Raw genomic sequence first — 23,363 nt, 5'->3', positions numbered from 1 at the left:
AAATCAATTTTCTTCGGTGAACCCTTCTATTTCAATCACTAGGTCAACCAACTTCTGAACGACAATTTCTTCCAGTATCTTACCTTTTTCAGCTGTGGCTTTTGATGGGTCTCCCCAGACACCATTTTTCCAATACTTTCTTTTATTGCGAACAAGTATCCCGGATGATGGAAAAGACGGGAACTCCATTTGCGCTGATCCCTTTACCAACTGAGGATGCGAATGCAGTATTCTTGAGGTCTCAATTTCTCCCGCATGAGAATCCCCTGGTGTTTCTATTATCTGAACCCCTTCACGACTTGCAAGTAAATACTCGGTAACTACAGCAATACTTATATCGCTGTAGTGATATATTAACTCTTCACCAGCGTCCTGTAATGCCATACAGTGCGAACCACCCGCATGACCAGAAAGCACTATGAAATTCCGAAGGCCTTGAGATCTGAGCGATGTTATTATATCGACTAACAATGACTTCAGTGTTGAGGTTGAGATCGAAATTGTCCCCGGATGAGTTCTCGAAGAACGACAATGTCCGTAATTTACTGCAGGGGCAATGAATAGAGGAACCTTGAGAGCTGTTTTTTTGCCTACTTCAATGGCTTGAATTGTATCGGTCGAAAGTGGGAGATGGGGGCCGTGCTCCTCAACGGACCCGATTGGAATTAAAACCGTTCGAGTCTTTTTCAATCCGTCCTCGAATTCGATCATGGTCATTTCTTCAATAAGCATGTTTATCCGGTCCTTACCCAGAATTGATTGCTCACTGGACATTTATTATTGCATGTGTCTGAGGGATAACTCTGACATCTTTAAGAAATGCAGTTGCAGCTTGTTGAAGTTGAAGAAGGTGGGCGCCTATTTTGCGATTGCTCAATTGTTTGGTGACGGGCTGTATTATAAGAGGTATATCTTGTTTTATTGCTGCGATTAATTGAGCTGCCTCCCCTACTTCGTCGTTACCTGTTTCAATCCCGACTACAACCTTTACATAGCATTGCTTTGTTACCGCGACTTTTAGAAATTCAGAGTGGTTTCTCCGTAATCCTGAGTGCCCAGAGGTTGACTGGAGCTTAATATCCATGCTTATTATGTCGACATAATCAATAATAGATATTAATTGCTCAAAGAACAGTCCATTAGTTTCAAGGTAAATTGGGAATAAGGCTCGTAGGTTCGGGAGCCATTCGACAAGCAGTTCAGAGTGAAGGAGAGGTTCTCCCCCTGTAATACTTAGAGAGTGATGCAGAAACGGCCATTGATTTTTCCAAGCAGTCAGCAGATCAATAACAGTTGCAAGCGATACGGGGTTTTGAACTTTACGGAAGTCACGCAAACCAGGGGTTGTTTCGATTTCACAGGTTTTTAATGCATTATGCTCCGTATCGCAATAATTACATTTTAGGTTGCATCCCGGGAATCGAAGAAAAATCTGTCGGTTGCCGACCAAGATCCCCTCACCCTGGATTGAAGAAAACAGCTCAACCAAATTTGCAGAAGATGGATCACTCGCAATAGCTTGCACAGGCAACATCCGATTCCCACACTGTAACCATTTCAACAGCAACGTTAGAGTTATTCAGGCGTTCCCCGAGAGCATAATATAAATAACGAGAAATATTTTCCGATGAGGGTGATATCTCCATGAATGGTTCAAGTTCATTCAGGTATTTATGGTCAAGCGTTTTCAAAAAAGCATTTGTTTCAGACTTCAGTATTTTAAAATCTATTCCTAATCCAGATTTATCAAGTTCCTTAGCCGAAACAGTAACTTCTACACGCCAATTATGTCCATGGAGATTTTCACACTCTCCCTGGTAATGAGTCAGGTTATGTGCCGCCGCAAATGAAGTAATTATTTTGAGTTTATACATTCAATCGAACCTCATATTTTTTTTGTAATATAGCATGGATTCTCTATAAACAAAACGGCTTAGTAAAAACAAATGGCCTGGCGCAATGATGCCAGACCATTTGAAATTCAATCAATTAAACGTTAACGGAAGATATTATGCCGCGTGACGCTCTTTGCTAATTCCACATAAGACCATTTCGCCATCCAGTTTTTCCGGGGATATCCCAAGGGCTTTACACACTGAATCTTTGTTGCTCTTATAACGATCCATAGCCATTAAGATAAGAGCTTTCTTCAATGAAACAGATAATTTGTCAAGGATACTACCTTCGGTCTTTTCTGCCATGACCGAAAACAGCGGATCGAGATTTTTTTCAAAAAGTTTAGCATTTTCATCAATTTTTTTGTTGGTTTTGGTCATTTTGTTCACCCTTATGATATTAGTAATAATATCATCCATGCTTTCCTGGACAAATTTCAGTGTCTCTTGATTGTTATCTACGAGTAATAAATGGTTCGATGTAGCTTTTCCACATGTTGAACCATTTTTCATCATCACTACTTCCATAACCCTGTAAATGCAATCCCCTTCATAACTAGACAGTTTTTTGCAACTGTGTCCCATGTCAGTATCCTCCCAGCATTTACGATCGATATCTGCAAATATGCATTACAACAGGCGTACCAAAAGTTACGTATATTTATTAACCTTACATAACTAGCTAAAATGATTCGTAAATATTTGTTAATACGAAATCTGGTAATAGATTTTAGTGCTTTAATTGGTGGTTGAACTCTGCGCATTAATTAAGTGGCATTACATATATTGCCTTTAGTTTCAGCATGTTAACATTAATTACATTAATTCGTGGATGTAACATCTTTGAACATTGGTGTGATCGACTGTTTAATTAACCACCTGCGCCGGACAAAATATTTAAGCTTTATATGGTTAATCCGATTAGAGAATAAAGCAAAAGCAACCGGCCAAGGAGCGCTCATATGCAAAACTCGAACACAGCTGTACTTCTGGAAAGCGATACCAACGAGCTTGAAATCGTTGAATTCAGAGTCGATGAACTAGACGGTGAAGGGAGAACAATCCCCTGCTTCTATGGAGTTAATGTGGCGAAGGTTCGAGAGATCATTAGGTTGCCGCATCTCTGGAAAGTCTTGAATGGCCATCCGGCAATTCCAGGAATGATTAAGCTGCGTGACAAGGTGATCACTGTTGTGGATCTCAGCGTCATGCTAAACAAAAATGTCGGGGATATGAAGGCTGACAGAGTGGTGGTACTCGAATTCAACAGATTGGTCGTGGCTGTAATGGTTCATTCTGTCTCCCGGATATACCGGATATCATGGGAACAGGTGGAGCCTCCTGTTAAAACTGCCAGCAGCAGCCAAGTTACCGGACTTGTTAAAATGAACGACAGGATCATCCTGGTACTTGATTTTGAAAAAATAATTGGCGAACTTTTTGAGGAATATGCCCTGGGAGCAGACATCCCGCTCCTTCCGGAAGGCCGTCAGCCAATGGATAGAAGCAATTTCACAATTCTCGTTGCTGATGATTCACCCTTTATCAGAAATACGATTACTTTATCGCTACGAACCGCTGGATATAAAGTCCTTGAAGCAGAAAATGGCGAAGAAGCGCTTAACCTGATCATAGATCTGCAAAATAAAGCTCAAGCAAAAGGTTCCACCATTACGGATATGGTATCTTTACTGATATCAGACATTGAAATGCCCAAAATGGATGGATTACACCTGACATCCCGGATCAAGAAAGATGAAAAGCTTGCCGAGTTGCCAATAATTATTTTTTCATCTTTGGCAAGTACAGATAATATTCGCAAATGGGAAGCATTAGGAGCAATTGACATCCTTACCAAACCTGACCTACCAAAACTTGTAGAAAAGATAGACCAGCTGATATTGGTTTAAATCATTTTGTTAAGTGAGGAACATGATTTGAGTGCAAATCTGTTGATAGTTGATGATGAACAGATGATAAGAGATCTTCTTTGTATTACTTTGACTCGGGAAAATTATACCTGTTTTCAATGTAGCAATGCCGATGAAGGTCTATTATTAATCAAGAATCACGATATTGATTTGGCTTTGCTTGATGTAATGATGCCTGGCTCATCCGGGCTTGAACTGTTGAAGGATCTGAAAAAAACTAAGTCCTGATACAGCAGTATTAATGATAACTGCTTTAAGTGATATGGAAACCGCTTTATCAACTATTCATCTTGGTGCTGATGACTATATTACTAAGCCTTTCAGTGTCGACAATATTGTAGTGAAAGCGAAAAATGCACTCGAAAAACGACGACTTATCCTGGAGAACAGAAAATACCAAAATGAACTTGAACTTAAGGTCCTCGAGCAGACTCGCGTTATCAGGGCTGCAATGGAGGAAATAAATCTTTCCTATGAAAGTACGTTATCGGCTTTGGTTAGATCATTAGATGCCCGCGAGAGTGAGGTCGGGTCTCATTCGGAACGGGTAATGAACTATACCCTGCTTTTAGCCCGGAATATGGGAATAACAGAACCTGATTTATCGATTATAGCCAAAGGTGCGCTCTTGCATGACATTGGGAAAATTGGGGTATCCGACAACATTCTTCTCAAGCCCGGCAAACTGACTCCTGAAGAATGGATAGAAATGAAAAAGCATCCGCAGATTGGGCATGATATTCTGAGCGATATAAAGTTTCTTAAAGGAGCGTCGGAGTTTATACTCTCTCATCATGAACGATTCGATGGCAAAGGCTATCCAAACGGAGTTAAGGGACCAGAAATCCCTATTTCAGCACGAATATTTGCACTTGCCGACACCCTCGACGCAATGACCTCGGATCGGCCTTATCGAAAAGCACTACCTTACAAGGTAATGCGAGAAGAGATAATGACGTGCAAAGGGAGTCAATTCGATCCGGAAATAGTTGAAGAGTTTCTTGCCATAAGACGTGAACAGTGGGAAGAGGTTGCCGGACATCGTTTTATCTAATTTTATCAGAAATTGAACATTTACTAGTCAGATCAGCCTTTTGTCAATCACCCTGGAAGCTTTCCCTTCGTAACGCGGAATGCTGTTTGGTTCGACAAGACGAACAAAAACACCAACTCCGATAATAGATTCAATCCGCCTCTCGACCCTTTCCAGGAACGCTCGCTGTAATTTCATCTCATCAAAGAAGATATTCTCCGTCACCTCAATTTGGACTTCCAGAGAGTCGAGCGCCCCCTTGCGTTCAACAATAAGCTGATAATGGGGTTCACACCCCTCAATAGCGATCAATACCTCTTCAATCTGGGATGGATATACATTAACTCCTTTAATTATCAGCATGTCATCACTTCGGCCCATGGTTTTTTTCATCCGCACTATGGTGCGGCCGCATTCGCAGGTATCGTAGACAAGAGACGTTATATCCCTTGTGCGGTAACGGATCATAGGGAATGCCTCTTTGGAGAGGGTCGTTATTACGAGTTCTCCGGTGCTCCCTGGCGGAAGAACCTCGCAGGTCTCAGGATCGATAATCTCCGGAATGAAGGCATCCTCGAAAATATGCATCCCGCATTTATGGGAACACTCTCCGGCAACGCCTGGGCCAATAATCTCGGAAAGGCCATAGTTATCAGTGGCGCTAATACTGAGGCGAGATTCTATTTCACTCCGCATCGGTTCTGACCACGGTTCCCCTCCAAATAAGCCTACTTTAAGGGAGAGTCCTTTCGGGTCAATGCCGAGTTTTTCCAACCGGTCGGCAATGGTTATGGCATAACTGGGAGTGCAAACCAAAACTGACGATCTATAGTCCTGCATGATCATTATCTGCTTCTCGGTATTCCCGCCCCCCATCGGTATTACCGACGCACCGATTGCCTCGGCCCCGTAATGCAGGCCAAATGCTCCAGTGAACATCCCGTACCCAAAGGCAACCTGGACGACATCATCATGCGTTACACCTGCCGCCGTCATGAAACGAGCCACCAGATTGGACCATGTCTTGATGTCGTTCTTCGTGTAGCCGACAACAGTAGGCTTGCCTGTTGTGCCTGAAGAAGAGTGAATCCTCACCACTTCCCTAAGCGGTACGGCAAACATGCCATAAGGATAATTGAGCCGAAGGTCTTCCTTGGTTGTAAAGGGAAGGTTGGCCAGATCGGTCAGAGATTGGATATCGTCCGGATTAATCCCCTGATCGTTAAACTTGTTTCGATAACAGGTGACGTTTTTATAGACGCGGTGGATAGTGGCCTGCAGTCGTTCAAGTTGGAGCTGCTCCAGCTCTTCCCGTGGCATGCACTCATGTTCGCGGTCCCAGATTCCCATGACTCTTCCCCTCATACAGCGGCACAATCTGCTACCGCTCCCAGATTTCCTTCTTGTCCTTGCCCAGATAGGCCCGCTGTACTTCACGGTTTTCCAGCAATTCGGCAGCTGGTCCCTCAAGGATTACTTTGCCGGTTTCCAACACATAACCACGGTCAGCCATCTTCAAAGCTGCCTTGGCATTCTGTTCCACCAACATGATAGTAGTCCCTTCGTCCCGCCGCAACCGCTCGATAACAGTGAATATCTCCTGTACCACAAGCGGCGCCAACCCCATGGATGGTTCATCCAGGAGGAGCAGTTTCGGCTTGGCCATTAAAGCACGGCCGATAGCCAGCATCTGCTGCTCTCCACCGGACAGGGTTCCTGCCATCTGCTTGCGCCGCTCCTCAAGGCGAGGAAACAGCTCATAGATATGGCCCATATCCCGACGAATTGCATCCTTTGACTCCCGGCTGCAAAACCGCAAATAGGCTCCAAGTTCAAGATTATCGGCTACAGTAAGCCCCTTGAATACTTGCCGCCCTTCAGGAACCTGGGAAACCCCGTTTTTGACGATTCGATCAGGGGCGAGCCCTGTAATCGACTCCCCAAGGAAATTAATACTACCGCTCGATGCCGGCGTGACGCCGGAAAGGGTATTCAACATGGTGGTCTTACCGGCGCCATTGGCACCAATCAGCGCCACAATCTCACCCTCACCGAGGTGTAGAGAGATATTTTTTAACGCATGCACCTTGCCGTAATAGGTATTTATATTCTTGACCTTGAGCACGTCTATTATCCTTCGCCCAGGTACGCAGCAATGACAGCCGGATGTTCCTGGATCTCCCGTGGTGTACCTTCGGCGAGCTTTTGCCCCAGATTAAGCACCACAATCCGATCACAGATATCCATGACCAACTCCATGTCATGCTCCACCAGCACGACAGTTACTCCGGCATCGCGGATTTTCCTAATAAGCAGTGCCAGCTCGTTGGTTTCCCGGTTGTTAAGTCCGGCTGCCGGCTCATCCATCAACATGATACGCGGCGCAGTGGCCATGGCCCGTGCGATTTCCAGTAAACGCCCCTTGCCGAAAGGGAGGCTACCGGCAACCTGATCGGCAAGATTGGTAATGCCGCAGAACTCAAGCAACACCATGGCTTTTGTCCTGATACGCCGTTCTTCGGCAATATGCCATGGCATTTTGGTCATACAGGCGAGCATTCCGCATCTGCTCTGCGTATGAAGTCCCAGCATAACGTTTTCCAGCACTGTTAGCGTCCCAAACAGCTCAATATTTTGGAATGTCCGCACAAGACCGCGTCTGGCCAGTCGCTCGGCAGGGATACGGGATATATCCACCCCGTCAAGGAAAATCTGACCTTTGGTCTGGGAGTATATCCCGGTCGCAATGTTAAAGAGGGTTGTTTTACCGGCGCCGTTAGGGCCAATAATCCCGGTAATATCCCCTTTAGCCACGGAAAAGGATATATCCTCCAGGGCGGTAATACCGCCGAAACGTTGGGTGATGCCGCGGATCTCAAGCATGTGCCGATGGTTTCCTCTTCAGACGGGATCGGATTGCCGAAAACAGGGCCGGCACCCCCTTCACCAGGCCACCGGGCATGTACATGGTCATGATAATGAGAAGGAGCCCGTAGACGATGATATCATAGTCCTGAAATGCTCGAAGCAGTTCGGGCAGCAAAGTCAGCAGGGCTGCACCAAGCAAAGAGCCATAGATGCTTGCCAGGCCGCCTATGATGACCATGGTGACCAGCTCCACCGAAAAGTTAAACCCAAACGAAGCGGGAGCAACAAAAGTCATGGTATGGGCATACAGACTCCCTGCCACTGCAGACAGCCCTGCGGAAAGGGCAAAAATCTGGACCTTGAGCAATCGCGCATTGACTCCCATGACGCGGGCCGCCACCTCTGAGTCGTGGATGGCGCGCAATGCCCGGCCAATGCGGGAATGAACGAGATTCAGAGCCAATCCCATACTTAGCAGAACAAATGTCCAGATAAGATAGTAATTTTTCAAATCATTATCAAATATGATGCCACCAAGTGAAAGATTAGGGATACCGGATAACCCGGAGGGACCACCGGTCTGATCCACGGCTTCGTTAAAGACAATGTATATGATTATGCCGAGGCCAAGGGTTGCCATGGCCAGGTAGTGACCTTTGAGTTTCAAAATCGGGAACCCGATCAGAAATGCAAGCAGGGTCACGACAACGGCCCCCTCCCCCATTGCCAGCCACGGGTTGACACCATGGGTGGCAGTAAGGATTCCCGAGATATAGGCGCCAAGGCCGAAAAAGCCTGCCTGGCCGAGGGAAATCTGACCGGCATACCCCAAGAGAAGGTTCAGTGCTAAAGCCAGCATTGTATGAATGCCGACAAATACAAGGACATTCAGAATATAGCCTTCATGCACCGCCAAGGGGCAGAGCAATACAATTGCTACCAGCACCAGAAACTTGTAAACCTCGCGATTCATAGTCTGCCCCTACACCCTTTCAGTCTGCGCCCGGCTAAACAGGCCTTGGGGGCGGATAAACAGAATGAGGAGCAAAATGATAAAGGCGATAGCGTCTTTGTAGCCGGAAGAAATAAGACCTGCGCCAAGCGATTCCAATACCCCCAGGAGCAGGCCGCCGAGAACCGTGCCCAGCCCGCCGGAAAGCCCCCCGATGATGGCCGCGCAAAATCCCTTGAGCCCTAGCATGACGCCGACATCATAAGAAGTCATGGTGAGCGGCGCGACAATGATGCCGGCAAGGGAGCCAAGACCGGCGCTTATGGCAAAAGAGAAAAGGACCATACGCCTGACATCAATCCCAACCAAGCCTGCAGCCCTTCGATTGGCGGCACAGGCTCGCATGGCCTTACCGGTAATACTGTACTGGAAAAACAGCTTGTTCAGGACAATGGCAATGACCGTAAGAGCAAATATCCAGAGGTGTTGAGGGAGGATTGTTGCTGAGCCGATCGATAAGGGATCGCTGCCGGAAAAAGCCGGGATGGCGTGGGTATCTTTACCCCCTACCAGCATGGCTATACCCCTGATCAGGATACTGCCGCCAATAGTAATGATAACCAGACTCAGCGGCGTCGGAGACTTGAGCGGCCGGATAGTCAGACGTTCGAACAGGACTCCCGACAAGGTCGTTAGCGTAACTGCCATGAGAATGGCAACTGGCAGCGGCAACTTGAGCACATCCAGGCCAAAAAGAGTAAACATCCCGCCGAGCATGACCATCTCGCCCTGAGCAAAATTGATGATCTCGGTGCCGTTGTAGATAATGGCAAAACCGATACCGATCAGGGCATAAATGGCGCCGGTCGACAGGCCGGAAACCAGGTATTGTGCAATTTGATCCGAAAGTCCCATGTTTCTCTGTTTCAGACACGCCAAGCGCCCCGCCGGTAATGCCGACGAGGCGCCTGTCAAGTCAGCGTTATTGTGTTACTTGACCAGAGCCCAGTCCTTATTCCTGACCTGGACCAATACAAAGGCATCCTTGGCCAATCCAGCATGATCAGCCGTATTGTAGGTAAAAATCCCGCCGATACCGGCAAATCCCCGTGTTTTTTCTAGCTGGTCGCGAATAGCCGCAGGGGTATCGCCACCCCGTTCAATGGCACCCTTCAGCAGCATGATCGCATCCCAGGCATGGCCGCCGAAGTGATCCCCTTCGGCTTTGTAATGCTTTTGATAATCCTTGACAAATGCCACAAGGCTTTTCTTCTGCTTGTCGCTGGCAGGCAGTACGTCGGCCACTATGACCCGTCCCGAAGGGAGAATGATCCCTTCGGCAGCGTCTCCGGCCAGATCAATGAACTTCTTGGAAGAGACCCCATGGCTCATGTACAGCGGCAGCTTTATGCCCAGTTGCTTGACGTTCTTGGCAATTACAGCCGGTCCGGGGTTGGTTCCCCAGCAGACGATTGCCTGAGCCTGGCTGCCCCGGATTTTCGTCAACTGCGACGTCATGTCCGTGTCTTTAGGCCCATAGGTGTCATCGACAACAATCTGTATCCCGAATTTCGCCGCATGAGCTTTAAGCTGTTCGCGACCCGATGCCCCAAATCCGTCCGATACTGTCAGGATGGCAACCTTGTTGATTTTCCGTTTGTTCAGGTGCTCAAAAATCTTAGTCACCGCAAGGCCATCGTTCTGGGCGGTTTTGAACACCCACTTCTTGACCGGGTCGGTAATCTTGCTCCCGGCAGCGCAAGAAATCAGGGGAATCCCTTCTTTTTCCGCAACTGACAGCACAGCCATGGACTCACCGGTGGTGCTGGGGCCGATGATCGCGACAACCTTATCCTCTTTGATCAGGCGATTGGCGGCCTGCACTGCCTTGGTGGCATCCCCCTGCGTATCATACACAACCAGTTCCAGTTTTTTCCCTTTGATGCCGCCTTTGGCATTGATCTCATCAACCACCATTTTGGCACTGTTCCGCTCGGGTTCACCGAGAAAAGATGGCGGACCGGTGACGGAAAACAGGGCGCCGATCTTGATCGTAGAAGCAGCCAAGCAGGATCCGGCCCAGATAGACAATAACGCGAATGTAATTATCGGTAGCAGTAAACGTTTCATCATCCCTTCTCCTTATTTGGCGATTTCCCAATCTCCCTTGACAATCTTGACCATTTCGAATGCCGAAAGATCGAGACCGTTATGATCATTGGCCCCCATGCTGAAAATGCCTGACACTGATACCAGCTTTTTGATCCTTTCAAGGTTGTCACGCATTTGGTCGGATGTTACCGCCCCTTTTTTCATTGCCTCGGTAATCATCAGGAAGGAGTCATAGGCATAACCACCAAAGGTGGAGGCTTCAACATTATAGGTCTTCTTATAGGCAGCATTGTAGTCCCGCAACAATTTTGCCTGCGGATCTTTCTTTGCAAGTTTGTCGAAAATCGCCAGCTTGCCTGCCGGGAGGATCACTCCCTCGGCGTTATCGTTACCGGCCAGTTCGATGTACTTCTTGGAGGCAACACCATGGCTTTGGTAAAGCGGAATCTTGATCCCAAGCTGTTTAACGTTTCTGGTAACAATAGCCGGGCCAGGGTTCGTGCCCCAACAGATAATGGCATCAGCCTTGCTGCCCTTGATCTTTGTAAGCTGGGCAGTCATGTCGGTGTCCTTGGGGCCATAGGTTTCATCGGCAACAACAGAGATTCCCTTCTTCTTTGCCATATCCTTCAACTGTTCACGTCCGGAAGAACCATAGCCATCTGTTACAGTCAGCAACGCAACGCTTTTCTGCTTCTTTGCAGCCATGAAATTGAAGATCTTTTCCGCAGCGATGTGATCATTAGCCGGGGTCTTGAAGACATACTTCTTGACCGGGTCAGTGATTTTGACACCGGCGGCACAAGAAATGAGCGGGATTTTCTCTTTTTCGACGAGAGGAATAACAGCCATGGTCTCTCCTGTCGTACTGGGCCCAACAATAACTGCAACCTTTTCATTTTTGATCAGTTTGGTGGCAAGTTGTACCGCCTTGGTTGCATCTCCCTGGGTGTCATAGACAACGAGATCTAATTTACGCCCCTTGATCCCACCCTTGGCATTGACTTCTTTTACCAGCATCTCCAATGTGTTCCGTTCCGGTTCCCCCAGAAATGAGGCCGGTCCGGTAACGGAAAAGAGTGCGCCAATTCTTAGCGGCTCGACCGCCCAAGCCGGTAGCGCCGACAAGATGCCGACCAACAGTAACAGAGCAAACAATCCCAGCTTCTTTTGCATACCATTTCCCCCTTTTTCACATTAAACGTTTACATGCCGTAAAGCCGTTCCCCTTCAAGCATATTGAACCCTTTTGACGCCAGGGCGCTGATCGCCTTTTCAGTCTCGTCAAAACGGAAAATAATCACGGCGTTGTCTCCGCAACGCTCGACAAAGGCATACATGTACTCGACATTGATCGCTTCGCTGTCAAGAACCTGCAAAATACTGGCAAGGCCTCCGGGCTGATCAGGAACCTCAACTGCAACAACCTCGGTTTTGCTGACAGTAAACCCTTTTCCCTTAAGGATCGTTATCGCTTTTTCACGATCATTGACGATCAGGCGAAGAATCCCGAAATCAGACGTATCAGCCAGGGATAAGGCTCGAATGTTTACGCCGGCATCACCGAGTATTCTGCTTACCTCGGCCAGCCGGCCAGACTTGTTCTCGATAAAAATAGAGATCTGTTCGACTTTCATGGCTGCTCCTTAGCGGGGTGAGAATTAGAAATGGCCTGAAACTTCTCTACAGCTTTCTGTTATCCACGACCCGTATTGCCTTGCCTTCACTACGCTTAATAGTCTTGGGCTCGACGAGTTTGACCGTGCAGGTAATCCCGAGCATATCCTTTATCTCTTTTTCGATACGTTTTGCCAGGACCTGCAGAACCTTCACTTCATCGGAAAACAGCTGTTCGTCAACCTCAACCTGAACCTGGAGGGTATCCAGGTTGTCCTTCCGGTCGACGATGAGGAGATAATGCGGCTCAACACCCTCAATCCCCACAAGGATAGACTCGATCTGAGACGGGAAAACATTGACGCCCCGAATAATCAGCATGTCGTCGGAACGTCCGCTCATCCGGGCTATACGGGCATGGGTACGTCCGCATTTGCAGGTTTCATAGGTCAGGCTTGTAATATCCCGGGTGCGGTAACGGATTAGCGGAATACCCTGCTTGGTGATGGTTGTGATTACCAGCTCGCCCTTCTCCCCTTCAGGAAGGCGCTTACCCGATTCGGGATCGATTATCTCAGGGATGAAATGATCTTCCCAGATGTGCAGCCCTTTTTTTGCCTCAATACATTCGATTGCAACGCCGGGACCCATAATTTCCGATAACCCATAGATATCGATTGCATCGAGATTGAGTTTGGCCTCTATCTCTTTTCTAATCTCTTCTGACCACGGTTCTGCACCGAAAATGCCGACCCGTAGCTTCAAATTCTTGAAATCTACACCCTCCCCCCCCGCTTCCTCGGCCATAAACAGCGAGTATGAGGGTGTACAGGTTAGCACCGTAGATCCAAAATCCTGCATAATCATGATCTGGCGCTTGGTGTTGCCGCCGGAAATCGGGATGACGGAGGCGCCCAGCCTCTCGGCACCGTAATGCGCTCCAAGCCCTCCGGTAAAAAGGCCGTAGCCATAGGCATTATGAATGATGTCCCCTTTGTGGACTCCGGCAGTAACAAAAGAGCGGGCCATCAAATCGGTCCATGTTTCGATGTCTTTATGGGTATATCCGACAACCGTCGGCTTTCCGGTTGTGCCGCTGGAGGCGTGGATTCTAACGATCTCCTCCATCGGAGCGGCAAAAAGCGCATAGGGGTATGAGTCGCGCATATCCTGTTTTGTAGTGAATGGCAGGCGCTGCAGGTCTGAAAGAGATTTTATATCTGCAGGTTTGATACCGGCTCGATCAAAAGAATTTTTATAAAATGGCACATTTGCGTAAACTCTTTCAAGAACCGATTGAAGCCGTTTAAGCTGGAGCGCCTCAAGCACCGGTCTCGGTAGAGTTTCAAACTCTTCGTTATAATAAGTCGGCATCGGATTCTCCTACAGTGATCGACCAATTCGGAACGCCTTAAGGTTTACATCAAGCGCCTTCCTTGGCACCATTTTTTCTATGGCATTCAACCATACAGACTCTTCGATATCGAGCTTCCCCGAGACAGCTCCCAGAAGGACTGTATTGGCAGCTCTGGGGTTTCCGGCTTCAATTGCGAATTTCAGGCCGTCAACCAGAAGCAGATCAGGCATAAGATTGCGGATCTTTTCGGCCAGCCCGTCGGGATATGCCTGTTGACCGAGCAGAACAGCAGGCGGATATATGCGGAAATCATTGGCGACAACCTTGGCTCCAGATCTGAGCAATGGCAGATACCTATAGGTCTCAAGCAGTTCGAACCCGAAAAGGATGTCGCCCTCCCCTTCGGGGACCACCGGAGAGCACACCGTTGCGCCAAAACGTACATGGGATACCACGCTGCCGCCACGTTGCGACATGCCGTGGATTTCGCTCTTTTTGACATCAAAGCCGGCCAGCATAAAGGCTTCGGCAAGGATCTCGGAAGCAAGGAGAATCCCTTGACCGCCGACCCCGACGAGTAGGATGTTGGTCACCTTGTCACTCATTTCCCCCCCCTGATCGCATCGAACTTGCAGAGCTGCTGACAGACGGTGCAGCCGGTGCAAAGGAGCGGGTCTATATATGCTTTACCCTTCTTCCCGTCCGGGGCAGGTTGCCACTCGATAGCCGGACACCCTATGCGGAGACAGGCCCTGCATCCGGTACAGGCATCTTGGTCAACGTAAAGAACCTCGCCTGCCTGAAAACGGTCATCCCCTTTGATAAGACAGCACGGCCTGTTGGTAACTATTACCGAAGGCTCATCCCTATCCATCTCTTCCTTAAGGGTATTGAAGGTTGCTTCAAGATCATAGGGGTCAATCACCTTCAGATTTCGGATGCCAAGTGCTCGGCAGAGATCGGGAATATTCACCTCCGGCGCCGGCTCTCCGGACAAGGTAAAGCCTGACGCAGGGTTCTCCTGTCTTCCGGTCATGGCAGTAATCCGGTTGTCCAGAATGACAACCGTGGCCGGAGACTGATTCCAGGCCATTTCCATGAGAGAGTTAATGCCGGTATGAAGGAAAGTCGAGTCGCCGATGACCGCTACCACACGGTGTCGCTCCTCAGGGGATAGAACGCGCACAATGCCCGACGCATTGCTGATGGAAGCCCCCATGCAGACACAAGTATCCATGGCATTCAGCGGCGGCATGAAGCCCAGGGTATAACAACCGATGTCACCTGTTACATAGGCATTGAGACGATTGAGCATGTAAAAGAGTCCGCGATGCGGACACCCGGGGCACATGTTTGGCGGTCGGGAAGGTATTGGTTCCGTCTGGATCGCCTGGTATTCAGGGATGTTGATGATACCGGCATCGGCAAAGGCCTTGCGAATACGCCATGGAGAAAGCTCGCCGCACATGGGAATGATTTCTTTCCCAATGACGGAAATCCCCATGGCCTTAACCTGATCCTCGATGAAAGGATCGAGTTCTTCAACTACATACACCGTCTTGACTTTCCCGGCAAAGTCTCGGATTCTTTCCTTTGGTAAAGGATAGACCATTCCCAATTTAAGAGTAGAGGCCTCGGGCAGAGCTTCGCGGACATACTGGTAGGTTACTCCGGCAGCTATTATCCCGATTTCATTGGAACGGTATTCGACCCGGTTTATCTCCCAGGAGTCGCCATGTTCACCCAGCTTGACCACCCGCTCTTCAACCAGCGGGTGACGAACACGGGCATTCCCGGGGAGCATTACGAGTTTTGCAGGGTTTTTGACCAGCTTTGGCTCGCTTAGCCCTGATACCGGTTCTGCAAGCTCAACAATCGACTTGCCGTGTGAAATCCTGGTACAGCTCCTCAGCATCACCGGGGTATCAAACTGTTCGGACAGATCAAATGCCAGCCGGGTAAATTCCTTGCATTCCGAAGAGTCAGCAGGTTCAAGCATCGGCACCTTTGCAAACCGCGCATAATTCCTGCTGTCCTGTTCGTTTTGGGAGGAGTGCATCTCAGGATCATCGGCAACAACCAGCAACAGTCCACCGCCTACGCCGGTGTATGAGAGAGTAAAAAGTGGGTCGGCAGCCACGTTGACCCCAACATGCTTCATGCAGGCGATCGCCCTGCCACCACCAAATGATGCGCCAATCGCTACTTCTAGAGCTACCTTCTCATTAGGCGCCCAAGAAGAATTAATGTCGGGATATCTAATTATGTTTTCTAGTATTTCTGTTGACGGTGTTCCGGGATAGGCACTGGCAACCTTCACACCAGCCTCGAATGCGCCTCGGGCAATGGCCTCGTTGCCTGACAGGATTTCTTTCTTCAATGAACTGCCCTCAATATCTATTCTGGGTAAACCCCTTTGGAAAGCGCAAATATAATCGAAAGGCGGAGTTTCTGTCAACTCCAATCAGAACGGCATTTTGCTTGAAGAAGGATAACGGAGATTGACATGAAACGGAAATCGGCTACGCTTTTTTGAAAAATGCCGGAGGACAACATGAAAAAATCGTTTTCTTTATTTATAGTTCTGAGCGCCTTTTGTACTGCTGCTGTTGGCAATGCCGCAGCTGGCATTTCCATTGAGCGGGGCAAGCAACTGTTCGAAAATACTAAGCTGGGAACGACCGGCAAAAGTTGTGCTACCTGCCATCCGGGCGGCAAGAAGCTTGAATGGGCTGGTACGTATGATGATGATAAGCTGACAGAAATAGCAAACCGTTGCATACAGAAAGCTCTGCAGGGAAAACCGCTGAAACCGGATTCAGAGGAAATGCAATCACTTATTCTGTATTTAAAATCGTTTGCCGGACCGAACTAACTGTTGTCACAGACTGAGAGGAGCACTCCTTCAAGGAGCCCGAAATCGCTTACCTTAAGCATGCCAGAGCCAAAACATGCCAAAGTTTTCAAGGTGAGAAGAGTCCCGGCAATTATTAAATCCTCTCGCCCTTTTTCCATCCCCGGCACCTTGAGACGGTTCTCCGGAGACATAGGCAACAGTAGGGAAAATATCGATTCAATTTCATCTAGACTTACGCAGTAATTATTGACCTTGCGATAGTCATAATCAGACATTTTCATACTGATCGCGGCAAGAGTTGTTGCCGTTCCCGCAGTACCAACAGTCACAGCGCCTTTGGCAGCATCAAGTAGCCCGTTTCCGATCAACATCTTTTTTAGACGGGACAGTTCCCGGTCAATTTTATCTGCCATCGCGGCCATATCCGGCTTGCCTTCCGTAAGCCGGACAACGCCGAGGGGCAGGCTAACACAGAATAAGGAATCCCCCCCCCTCGCCAGTGTATATTCAGTACTCCCTCCTCCGACATCAAATACCAGAAGGTTTTCCGGAACATTATCCAACCCGGCCATCACCCCTCTTAAGGTCAGAACTCCCTCACAGTCTCCATCAATTACTTCAAGGTTAATCCCGGTTTCCTGTAATACTTCACGGCAGAACAGGTCTCCGTTGGCAGCATCGCGAACCGCACTGGTAGCCACGGCGCGTAACCTCTTGACTCCATATTCCCGGAGTTTTATGGCAAATTCCTGCATAGTCTGTAGTGAACGATGACGTGCTTCGTCGGAAATACCGGTTTCAGAGGAAAATCCTCCGCCGAGCCTGGTGATCCTGCGCATAATGAATTGTTGATCGATCTTACCTTTGTGGCAGGACCCTATGAGCAGTCGAGCCGTATTAGTCCCAAGATCTATGGCCCCAACAGCTTCATTCATTTCCAAACCTCTTTGCCTGTTTGATGACCGAATGCGCGTACTCGGCAATTTTATCGAACGAAACAATGATGTCACTGTAGGCCACTCCGGCCAGTATGGTGCATCTACCCTCGGAAAGACGCTTTATATGACTGTTGTGCATGTGATCTTCAAGTGTGTCGATCTCGTCTTTCAAACCACGAGCATCAGTCCTGATGGTTTCCGAAAAAGGTTCTGACGCAAGAAGGGCCAGATGGACAAGGTCTCCAACCCGTACGGCAAGATTTTTCAACTCAGCCATTGCTTCTCCGGAAAAAAGTATCTTATTCTCCTTTTTTCTTAAGAGAGCGCCCACAATTTGTTCATTCTGATCCCCAATATGCTCCAGTATGTTCACAACGGTGAGCATCACAGGAATGCTTAGAGCTGTTTCCGTAGACACTGGCTGTTGCGACAATCGGACGAGAAAGCTGGAAAGCTCTCTCTGGAGCAAATCCAGAGTCTCTTCCTTGTTACGAATCCGGATTGCCCGTTTGGCATCAAATCGAAAGAACTGTTCGATTACATCATCGTACATCGAAGAAGTAATCTCAGCCATTCGGTGAAGTTCATTTTTAGCCTGGAGCATTGCCAGAGATGGCGTATTAATAACCCGGCTATCAATGAACTTGCATGATGCCTCGAAATCGCCCCCCTTTTGTCGTCCGGGAAGAATCGATTTGGCCGAGCGAGCAAAAAAGCCCAGAAGCGGCAGGAAAAGAATCATTGTCAGAATACTGAAAATCGTATGGATGTTTGCAAGAAGTCGTGGAATTGCCGCTGGTTGAGTCATAAGAGCCGGGTCGCCACTTCCGGGTGTAATCCAAAATGCTACCCCCCGGAATGCATCAGGGAAAATAACAACCAGCATAATAGCGAATATGTTGATCAACAGGTATATCAAGACAGTGCGTTTTGCGGCCAAAGTGCCGCTTATGGTGGCAATAGAAGCAATAAGTGTGGTGCCAAGCACCTCTCCCACCACCATATGGAAACCGTTTTCAAAAGGGACAAGACCGCTGCCGGTGAGGGCAATCACAACTCCAACGGCAGCGCTGCCGGACTGCAGCATGAACGATATTGCCGCGCCCAGTAAAATTGAAACCAGTCGCCATGGCAACTGGATTTGATGCAGGCCGACACCAATGGCCTTCTCCGTAAAAGGCACAAACCCCATTTCCATGATCTGCAGACCGAGAAATACCAAGCCGGCGCCGAGCATGAGATCTCCGGCATAAACCCACCGGCGGCGGTGGCAGAAAAACTTCATAATTGCACCGACGAAAATAAGCGGTTGGGCAACAATTGAGACACGGAAAGCTATAAACTGGATTGCGATGGTGGTGCCTATGCCGGTTCCAAGCATAACCGCCAATGCTTGATATAAGGACAACAAACCGGCATTTATGAAACCGATCACAAGGATAGAAGCAGCGCTGCTGGATTGGAGAGACGCAGAAAGGCAGCTCCCGATGAAGGCAGAGCTCAGGCGGGTTCCTGTCAACTTTTCCAGAAAGCCGCGAATTTTTTCACCGGCGACCTTCTGGAGCCCCTCTGACATTAATTTCATGCCGAGAATGAATATGCCTAATCCACCAAGCGCCTCCCACAGGGATGCGTAAGGCATTGTTGACTCCGAACTATTTTACGATTTTGAATGGAAAAATGAAATCTGCCGGCATTGATCTCGGGGAATTATTTCTAAAAAACTCAAGATTAACCCCTTTTTTACCTTCAAGGTCAATTCTGAAATATACCAAGCCGGCAATTTTAGCTTTGGGAATTATTGACCCTACAGGTAAGGCCTTTGTGTAAATATCCTGAGGATATACCTCATAAAAGTATGGCCGGTCAGAAGTAAATCGGTTATAGAATGATGATTTTTCGTAATCTTCCAAGTAATAAAATCCCACGTAAGGATACGGTATAAGATAATAGGTGTCCCGCGCGATTATCTCCTTAACCTTTTCCGGAGTTAATTGGAAATACTGCCTGCCATCATTATCGACAAGCAGAAACGAATTGTTGTTAATTGTCAGTTCATCATCAGTTTGATTGTTAATAACAACAAAAAATGAGGCGACACTTCCATCAAGGTTATAAGAGACAATCTCCATATCGCCACTTCTGGCCATAACGGTCACATTGTTACGAGTTATACTCAGAGAATTATCCTTGGCGTTTATTTCTCCGCCTTGAACAGGCTCGGGAATAACTTTCAACGAAGAGCACCCGGACATAAAACAGATTGAAATAATGAGAATCAGAATTCTTTTCATTATATTCCTCCCTTGCTTCACAAGCCATTCATCGATTGTAGGAATAAGAAGCCAGGTCAGTTATCAAAATAATCCCTTGGATAGGTAGTAAACCGTATTTTAGGATATTTTGACATATTGTCAGTATCGCCCCAAATTGCAACAACAAAATCACGATCAAGGGAATGCTTTACTTTCAGGTAATGTTGAACCTGTTCTGCCAGTGAAAACGCAATACTGATCTGCTGTTCGCGAGTTTTGCCCTTTTTCCCGGGATAATAAGCTTCAATCAAAATCGTCGCTTCAGAGTTAAGTTGTCTAAGTTGAGGCAACAGCATATCGATCGCGGATCTTAAATGCTGATCAAAAGGGGGGTCAACACTATCGCTCTGCGCCTCTCCCAGATATTGGGCGCCTCTGGGCAGAGTCATTTCCCCGGCAACAGGCGCACTGATTACGCAAGTCAGGAACAACAACAGGCATAACAGTTTAGAGTAACATCTCATTTCTTTTCATCACGCTGAAGAAAGAGGATTTCAAACCTTCTGTTCATCTTGCGACCGACTTCAGTCTGGTTGTCTGCCAACTGATTAGCACTCCCCATCCCTCGCACGAAAATTCGGGACGAATCTAGCCCTTCTCTGTTGATAAGATAACTGGCCACTTCAATGGCACGGCGTAGTGAAAGATCAAAGTTGTATTTTTGTGAACCGATGGAATCAGTATAGGCATCAATTCGTAAATATGACCACAAATTGTCGGCTCGTATCTGTTCGGCCAGATCTGCAAGAAGTTTTTTTGCTTCTGGTGTAAGTTCAGCCTGACCCTGTTGAAAGTATCCAACTACATCAGGGAAACGGAATCTTCGATAAGCAACCAGTTTCTCCTCAGGTTTTGGAGTAACAGGTGCTTCGCCCTTAACATTGAGCCCATATGTAGGGGGTTGGTCTTCAATTTTATTTACTTTCAATTCCTGGGGAGTTGTCTCCTTCTCCGCCGCTATATCCTGAGGGGGAGGAGGGATAAATGGTCGTGCCGTTTCGTTATTCTGCGGCGGAAGAATTATCTGCCCATAGGTTCGTACTACGATTTCCTCCTTGTCCATTTCCAGAGGAACTTCGATTTTACTTACAGCTTCAGCAGGTGCAGGGGCTTTTACCAGCTTTGGCGATATGGGGATTATCTTTACCGGCTTTATCACAACCTGCTTGGCGGCTTCAGCTTGAATTTCGCTCTCAAGCTTTGGAATCGGTTTTATGTAGCTCCCTAAACCGGTTGAAGTCGAAACGCCGAAAATGAACCGCCAGTCCGGGCTTGCATCGGTTAAACCTTTCCCCGCGGCAAGGGAAAGAGTCAAATATGGCGACAAAAAATACTGTAAACCGACATCAGCATCGAATGGGCCTTCTAGCGAAGTGTCATTCAAATATCTGCTTCCGGTTAACTCAGTAAATATCTTCACGCGCGGAGTAATGGAAAGCTCCAGGGCGGTGCCATAAAGAAGTTCATCTGCCGATAATTGCCTGGTCGCGTATCCGCCGTATGCATGAACCCCAAATTGATCTGTCTTGTAGGAGGCCAAGAGGCGTCCACCATAATCGGTTGTGCCATCTACAGCCGGATTCTGGGAAATGCGTCTTTGCAGCGTCATGTCAGCAGCAATCTTCAGATTTGAAGTCCGCATACCGTATAAACGAATTTTCATCCCCAAATCGGCACTGTTTCGATCTGAATAATCTTCTTCCTTATTGAAAAGCAGGTTGGGATACGTGCCAAAAACTTCAATGAACGACCCCATTCCCATGGTAATGGTTGCAGGGAGAACAAAGTATTGGGCCGAATCTTTATTGGAAAGGTTCCCCCAGATTCCGGCACTGAGATTTCCGGCATCAAGGGTTTCTGCGCTAGGAACGGTAATCAGACCGGTCGAACCATTTTGAGAAGGGACCGCAAATGCGGGATGTTCGTATACAAATCCCATACTTGAGAAAATGATCGTGAAAACTATAAATTTGGGACGGATAAATAACATTTAATTGTAATTATATGGAATAATTCCAGTTTATTGAACCAAAGAAAATAATTATCAAACAAAAACATACCAACCGGCCAATAAAAGCATGGTGCTCCACGATGGCACTGCAACCCGAAAGAGCGTCAATCTTTGTCGACTCTCTCCTTAAGCTCTTTGCCAACCTTGAAAAACGGGAGTTTCTTGGGCTTGACGGCAATAGATTCACCGGTTTTCGGGTTTCTACCGGTATAAGCCTTGTAACTGTTAATAACAAAGCTTCCGAACCCTCTTATCTCAATTCTATCGCCCTGAATCATGGCATCGGTCATGGCATCAAAAATCGTATTAACAATCTCTTCGGCCTTTTTGTAGGAAAGCCCTTTTTGTGCTGCAACCGCTTCAATAAGTTCTGATTTGTTCATGTATACCTCCGACGATACTTGTCTAATCCTGCGTCACTATCGATTTATATATTAATGATCGGCAATTAACAGCATCCCTTTAGATAACGTTTGGCAAGTGCTTGCGAATCCGCTGTTCTTCCCATCCCGTCAAGAACCGGCATTGCTTTTTGAGCAGCAATCTTGGCAACTGACGGCAGGTTAAGTGCTTCTAAATATTTCCCAAGGGCTGCGTCGGAATCGCCCTTCAATAATAAAACATCCCCAAGCATTATTAAAGCCTGGTCTACCAGATGCCCGGATCCTATCATCTCCTGCAAAATCAGTACAGCTTCGTGCAATCTACCAGTCTCAATCATCAGCTGGACCATTGCCAGATGGCACAATGGATTGTCGGAGTTTAACGACAAGGCAGACTTTAGCCTCTGCTCACAGGCGGCTAACTTTTGAGACTGAAAATCAAGCAAGGCAATCTCATATTCAAGAATGTCACTGCGAATTTCCTGGGAGAGCTCCGAAAAAATCCGATAGCCCTCTTCAATCCGTTCATCATGAACTGCAACATAACCGCATGCAAATCTCTCTCCCATCTGCCGATAACGTTCGGAAAGATTCCCGGGCAGGGGCTGAATCAGAAGCTCGAAACGCTCTGCCAAAGGCAGGAAATCCGTTGATATTTCAGATGTTGCTGCAACAGGGTGGTTAGACGAATTGCATGAGTTGCACGAATGACTATGAGTATGCGGTGTTTCCATTGTAATGGGGATTTCGATTTTTTGGATTAATTCCTTGGCATTTACGCGGATTGCTTCGTCTTCTGCCTGCTCTAACGCCAACTCTGCATGCTCGATCCCTTTTGCATGATTCCCACTTTGGAAAGCATGTACTGCTTCCTGTATGTTAAGCAATGCGAGTTGGTTGTTTGATGACCGGAGCCGATCGGAAAGGTACTCACCTGTTTCTGCTGGGGTATCGGGTTTGAGAAGAGAAAAAGCCTCTTCATATTCATGCCGTGCTTCAGCATAACGCCCCTCCTGATAGAAGCGATCGCCTCGTTCCTGATAATGGGAATAATCCTTTTTGAAAAAATTAAACAGCACGATAACCTCTCAATG

At 47.7% G+C, this 23,363-nt stretch carries 26 protein-coding genes; 4 read left to right on the top strand and 22 right to left on the bottom strand.

Going from position 1 to position 23,363, the window contains the following annotated elements; translation table 11 throughout:
• Positions 1-3 precede the first annotated feature (3 nt).
• The 4 genes from OR1_RS19000 to OR1_RS18990 form a co-directional block, all read right to left on the bottom strand.
• The gene (locus tag OR1_RS19000) at positions 4-732 is read right to left on the bottom strand and encodes a creatininase family protein (RefSeq protein ID WP_041974413.1); all 729 of its coding nucleotides are present in this window, start codon (positions 730-732) and stop codon (positions 4-6) included.
• A 31-nt stretch (positions 733-763) separates the two neighbouring features.
• Positions 764-1,525, bottom strand: coding sequence for a 7-carboxy-7-deazaguanine synthase QueE (locus OR1_RS18995; RefSeq protein ID WP_237754360.1), 762 nt, complete (start codon positions 1,523-1,525; stop codon positions 764-766).
• Entirely contained in the window at positions 1,506-1,874 is a 369-nt protein-coding gene (gene queD, locus OR1_RS21825; protein WP_082003045.1) for a 6-carboxytetrahydropterin synthase QueD, read from the bottom strand. The genes OR1_RS18995 and queD overlap by 20 nt, the downstream gene beginning before the upstream one ends.
• A 135-nt stretch (positions 1,875-2,009) precedes the next feature.
• On the bottom strand, positions 2,010-2,480 hold the full coding sequence (locus OR1_RS18990; RefSeq protein WP_052440670.1) for a hypothetical protein: 471 nt from the start codon (positions 2,478-2,480) through the stop codon (positions 2,010-2,012).
• 377 nt (positions 2,481-2,857) lie between these two features.
• On the opposite strand from OR1_RS18990, the gene OR1_RS18985 reads away from it, so the two are divergent.
• The 3 genes from OR1_RS18985 to OR1_RS18980 are packed head-to-tail and all read left to right on the top strand — an operon-like array spanning position 2,858 to position 4,880.
• Positions 2,858-3,805 (top strand): chemotaxis protein CheV, encoded by a 948-nt coding sequence (locus tag OR1_RS18985; RefSeq protein ID WP_041974396.1) that lies wholly within the window; start codon positions 2,858-2,860, stop codon positions 3,803-3,805.
• A 27-nt stretch (positions 3,806-3,832) separates the two neighbouring features.
• A complete protein-coding gene (locus tag OR1_RS23125; RefSeq protein WP_305047306.1) occupies positions 3,833-4,054 on the top strand; it encodes a response regulator in 222 nt (73 codons plus the stop codon).
• Between the two features lie 13 nt (positions 4,055-4,067).
• The gene (locus tag OR1_RS18980) at positions 4,068-4,880 is read left to right on the top strand and encodes an HD domain-containing phosphohydrolase (protein ID WP_305047305.1); all 813 of its coding nucleotides are present in this window, start codon (positions 4,068-4,070) and stop codon (positions 4,878-4,880) included.
• Positions 4,881-4,907: 27 nt separating this feature from the next.
• On the opposite strand, the gene OR1_RS18975 is transcribed toward OR1_RS18980, so the two are convergent.
• The 11 genes from OR1_RS18975 to iorA all read right to left on the bottom strand — a co-directional run bounded on the left by OR1_RS18975 (position 4,908) and on the right by iorA (position 16,145).
• Positions 4,908-6,209 (bottom strand): phenylacetate--CoA ligase family protein, encoded by a 1,302-nt coding sequence (locus tag OR1_RS18975; RefSeq protein WP_041974393.1) that lies wholly within the window; start codon positions 6,207-6,209, stop codon positions 4,908-4,910.
• Between the two features lie 31 nt (positions 6,210-6,240).
• Positions 6,241-6,984, bottom strand: coding sequence for an ABC transporter ATP-binding protein (locus OR1_RS18970; protein WP_041974391.1), 744 nt, complete (start codon positions 6,982-6,984; stop codon positions 6,241-6,243).
• Between the two features lie 5 nt (positions 6,985-6,989).
• Positions 6,990-7,742 (bottom strand): ABC transporter ATP-binding protein, encoded by a 753-nt coding sequence (locus tag OR1_RS18965; protein WP_041974388.1) that lies wholly within the window; start codon positions 7,740-7,742, stop codon positions 6,990-6,992.
• Positions 7,735-8,700 carry a branched-chain amino acid ABC transporter permease gene (locus tag OR1_RS18960; protein WP_041974386.1) on the bottom strand — a complete coding sequence of 322 codons (966 nt, stop codon included), beginning with the start codon at positions 8,698-8,700 and terminating at the stop codon, positions 7,735-7,737. Before OR1_RS18960 ends, OR1_RS18965 begins: the two co-directional genes overlap by 8 nt.
• Before the next feature lie 9 nt (positions 8,701-8,709).
• Positions 8,710-9,594, bottom strand: coding sequence for a branched-chain amino acid ABC transporter permease (locus OR1_RS18955; RefSeq protein WP_041974384.1), 885 nt, complete (start codon positions 9,592-9,594; stop codon positions 8,710-8,712).
• A 75-nt stretch (positions 9,595-9,669) separates the two neighbouring features.
• Entirely contained in the window at positions 9,670-10,809 is a 1,140-nt protein-coding gene (locus OR1_RS18950; protein ID WP_370543376.1) for an ABC transporter substrate-binding protein, read from the bottom strand.
• Between the two features lie 12 nt (positions 10,810-10,821).
• Positions 10,822-11,967, bottom strand: a complete 1,146-nt coding sequence (locus OR1_RS18945) for an ABC transporter substrate-binding protein (RefSeq protein ID WP_041974380.1) — start codon at positions 11,965-11,967, stop codon at positions 10,822-10,824.
• Between the two features lie 29 nt (positions 11,968-11,996).
• Entirely contained in the window at positions 11,997-12,428 is a 432-nt protein-coding gene (locus tag OR1_RS18940; protein WP_041974378.1) for an ACT domain-containing protein, read from the bottom strand.
• Positions 12,429-12,474: 46 nt separating this feature from the next.
• Positions 12,475-13,782 carry a phenylacetate--CoA ligase family protein gene (locus OR1_RS18935; protein ID WP_041974377.1) on the bottom strand — a complete coding sequence of 436 codons (1,308 nt, stop codon included), beginning with the start codon at positions 13,780-13,782 and terminating at the stop codon, positions 12,475-12,477.
• Positions 13,783-13,791: 9 nt separating this feature from the next.
• Positions 13,792-14,370 carry an indolepyruvate oxidoreductase subunit beta gene (locus OR1_RS18930; RefSeq protein ID WP_041974374.1) on the bottom strand — a complete coding sequence of 193 codons (579 nt, stop codon included), beginning with the start codon at positions 14,368-14,370 and terminating at the stop codon, positions 13,792-13,794.
• Positions 14,367-16,145, bottom strand: a complete 1,779-nt coding sequence (iorA, locus tag OR1_RS18925) for an indolepyruvate ferredoxin oxidoreductase subunit alpha (RefSeq protein WP_041974371.1) — start codon at positions 16,143-16,145, stop codon at positions 14,367-14,369. The genes OR1_RS18930 and iorA overlap by 4 nt, the downstream gene beginning before the upstream one ends.
• A 174-nt stretch (positions 16,146-16,319) precedes the next feature.
• Here iorA and OR1_RS18920 point away from each other — a divergent pair, with 174 nt between their 5' ends.
• Complete coding sequence (locus OR1_RS18920; protein WP_041974368.1) at positions 16,320-16,640, top strand: c-type cytochrome; 321 nt, start codon at positions 16,320-16,322, stop codon at positions 16,638-16,640.
• Here the strand turns inward: OR1_RS18920 and OR1_RS18915 are convergent.
• The 7 genes from OR1_RS18915 to OR1_RS18885 form a co-directional block, all read right to left on the bottom strand.
• Complete coding sequence (locus tag OR1_RS18915) at positions 16,637-17,557, bottom strand: exopolyphosphatase (RefSeq protein ID WP_041974365.1); 921 nt, start codon at positions 17,555-17,557, stop codon at positions 16,637-16,639. The two genes, OR1_RS18920 and OR1_RS18915, sit on opposite strands and share 4 nt — an antisense overlap.
• The gene (locus tag OR1_RS18910) at positions 17,550-19,202 is read right to left on the bottom strand and encodes a Na/Pi cotransporter family protein (RefSeq protein ID WP_041974361.1); all 1,653 of its coding nucleotides are present in this window, start codon (positions 19,200-19,202) and stop codon (positions 17,550-17,552) included. Before OR1_RS18910 ends, OR1_RS18915 begins: the two co-directional genes overlap by 8 nt.
• A 13-nt stretch (positions 19,203-19,215) precedes the next feature.
• Complete coding sequence (locus tag OR1_RS18905; protein WP_041974358.1) at positions 19,216-19,854, bottom strand: hypothetical protein; 639 nt, start codon at positions 19,852-19,854, stop codon at positions 19,216-19,218.
• Positions 19,855-19,910: 56 nt separating this feature from the next.
• Positions 19,911-20,264 carry a hypothetical protein gene (locus OR1_RS18900; protein ID WP_041974356.1) on the bottom strand — a complete coding sequence of 118 codons (354 nt, stop codon included), beginning with the start codon at positions 20,262-20,264 and terminating at the stop codon, positions 19,911-19,913.
• Between the two features lie 71 nt (positions 20,265-20,335).
• Positions 20,336-21,814 (bottom strand): OmpA family protein, encoded by a 1,479-nt coding sequence (locus OR1_RS18895; RefSeq protein WP_041974408.1) that lies wholly within the window; start codon positions 21,812-21,814, stop codon positions 20,336-20,338.
• A 176-nt stretch (positions 21,815-21,990) separates the two neighbouring features.
• Entirely contained in the window at positions 21,991-22,269 is a 279-nt protein-coding gene (locus OR1_RS18890) for an integration host factor subunit beta (RefSeq protein ID WP_041974354.1), read from the bottom strand.
• A gap of 65 nt (positions 22,270-22,334) precedes the next feature.
• Complete coding sequence (locus OR1_RS18885; RefSeq protein ID WP_041974351.1) at positions 22,335-23,348, bottom strand: hypothetical protein; 1,014 nt, start codon at positions 23,346-23,348, stop codon at positions 22,335-22,337.
• Positions 23,349-23,363: the final 15 nt, after the last annotated feature.

Source organism: Geobacter sp. OR-1 (assembly GCF_000813145.1).
Lineage (GTDB): Bacteria > Desulfobacterota > Desulfuromonadia > Geobacterales > DSM-12255 > Geoanaerobacter.
This window is presented reverse-complemented; position numbering and strand designations above follow the sequence as displayed.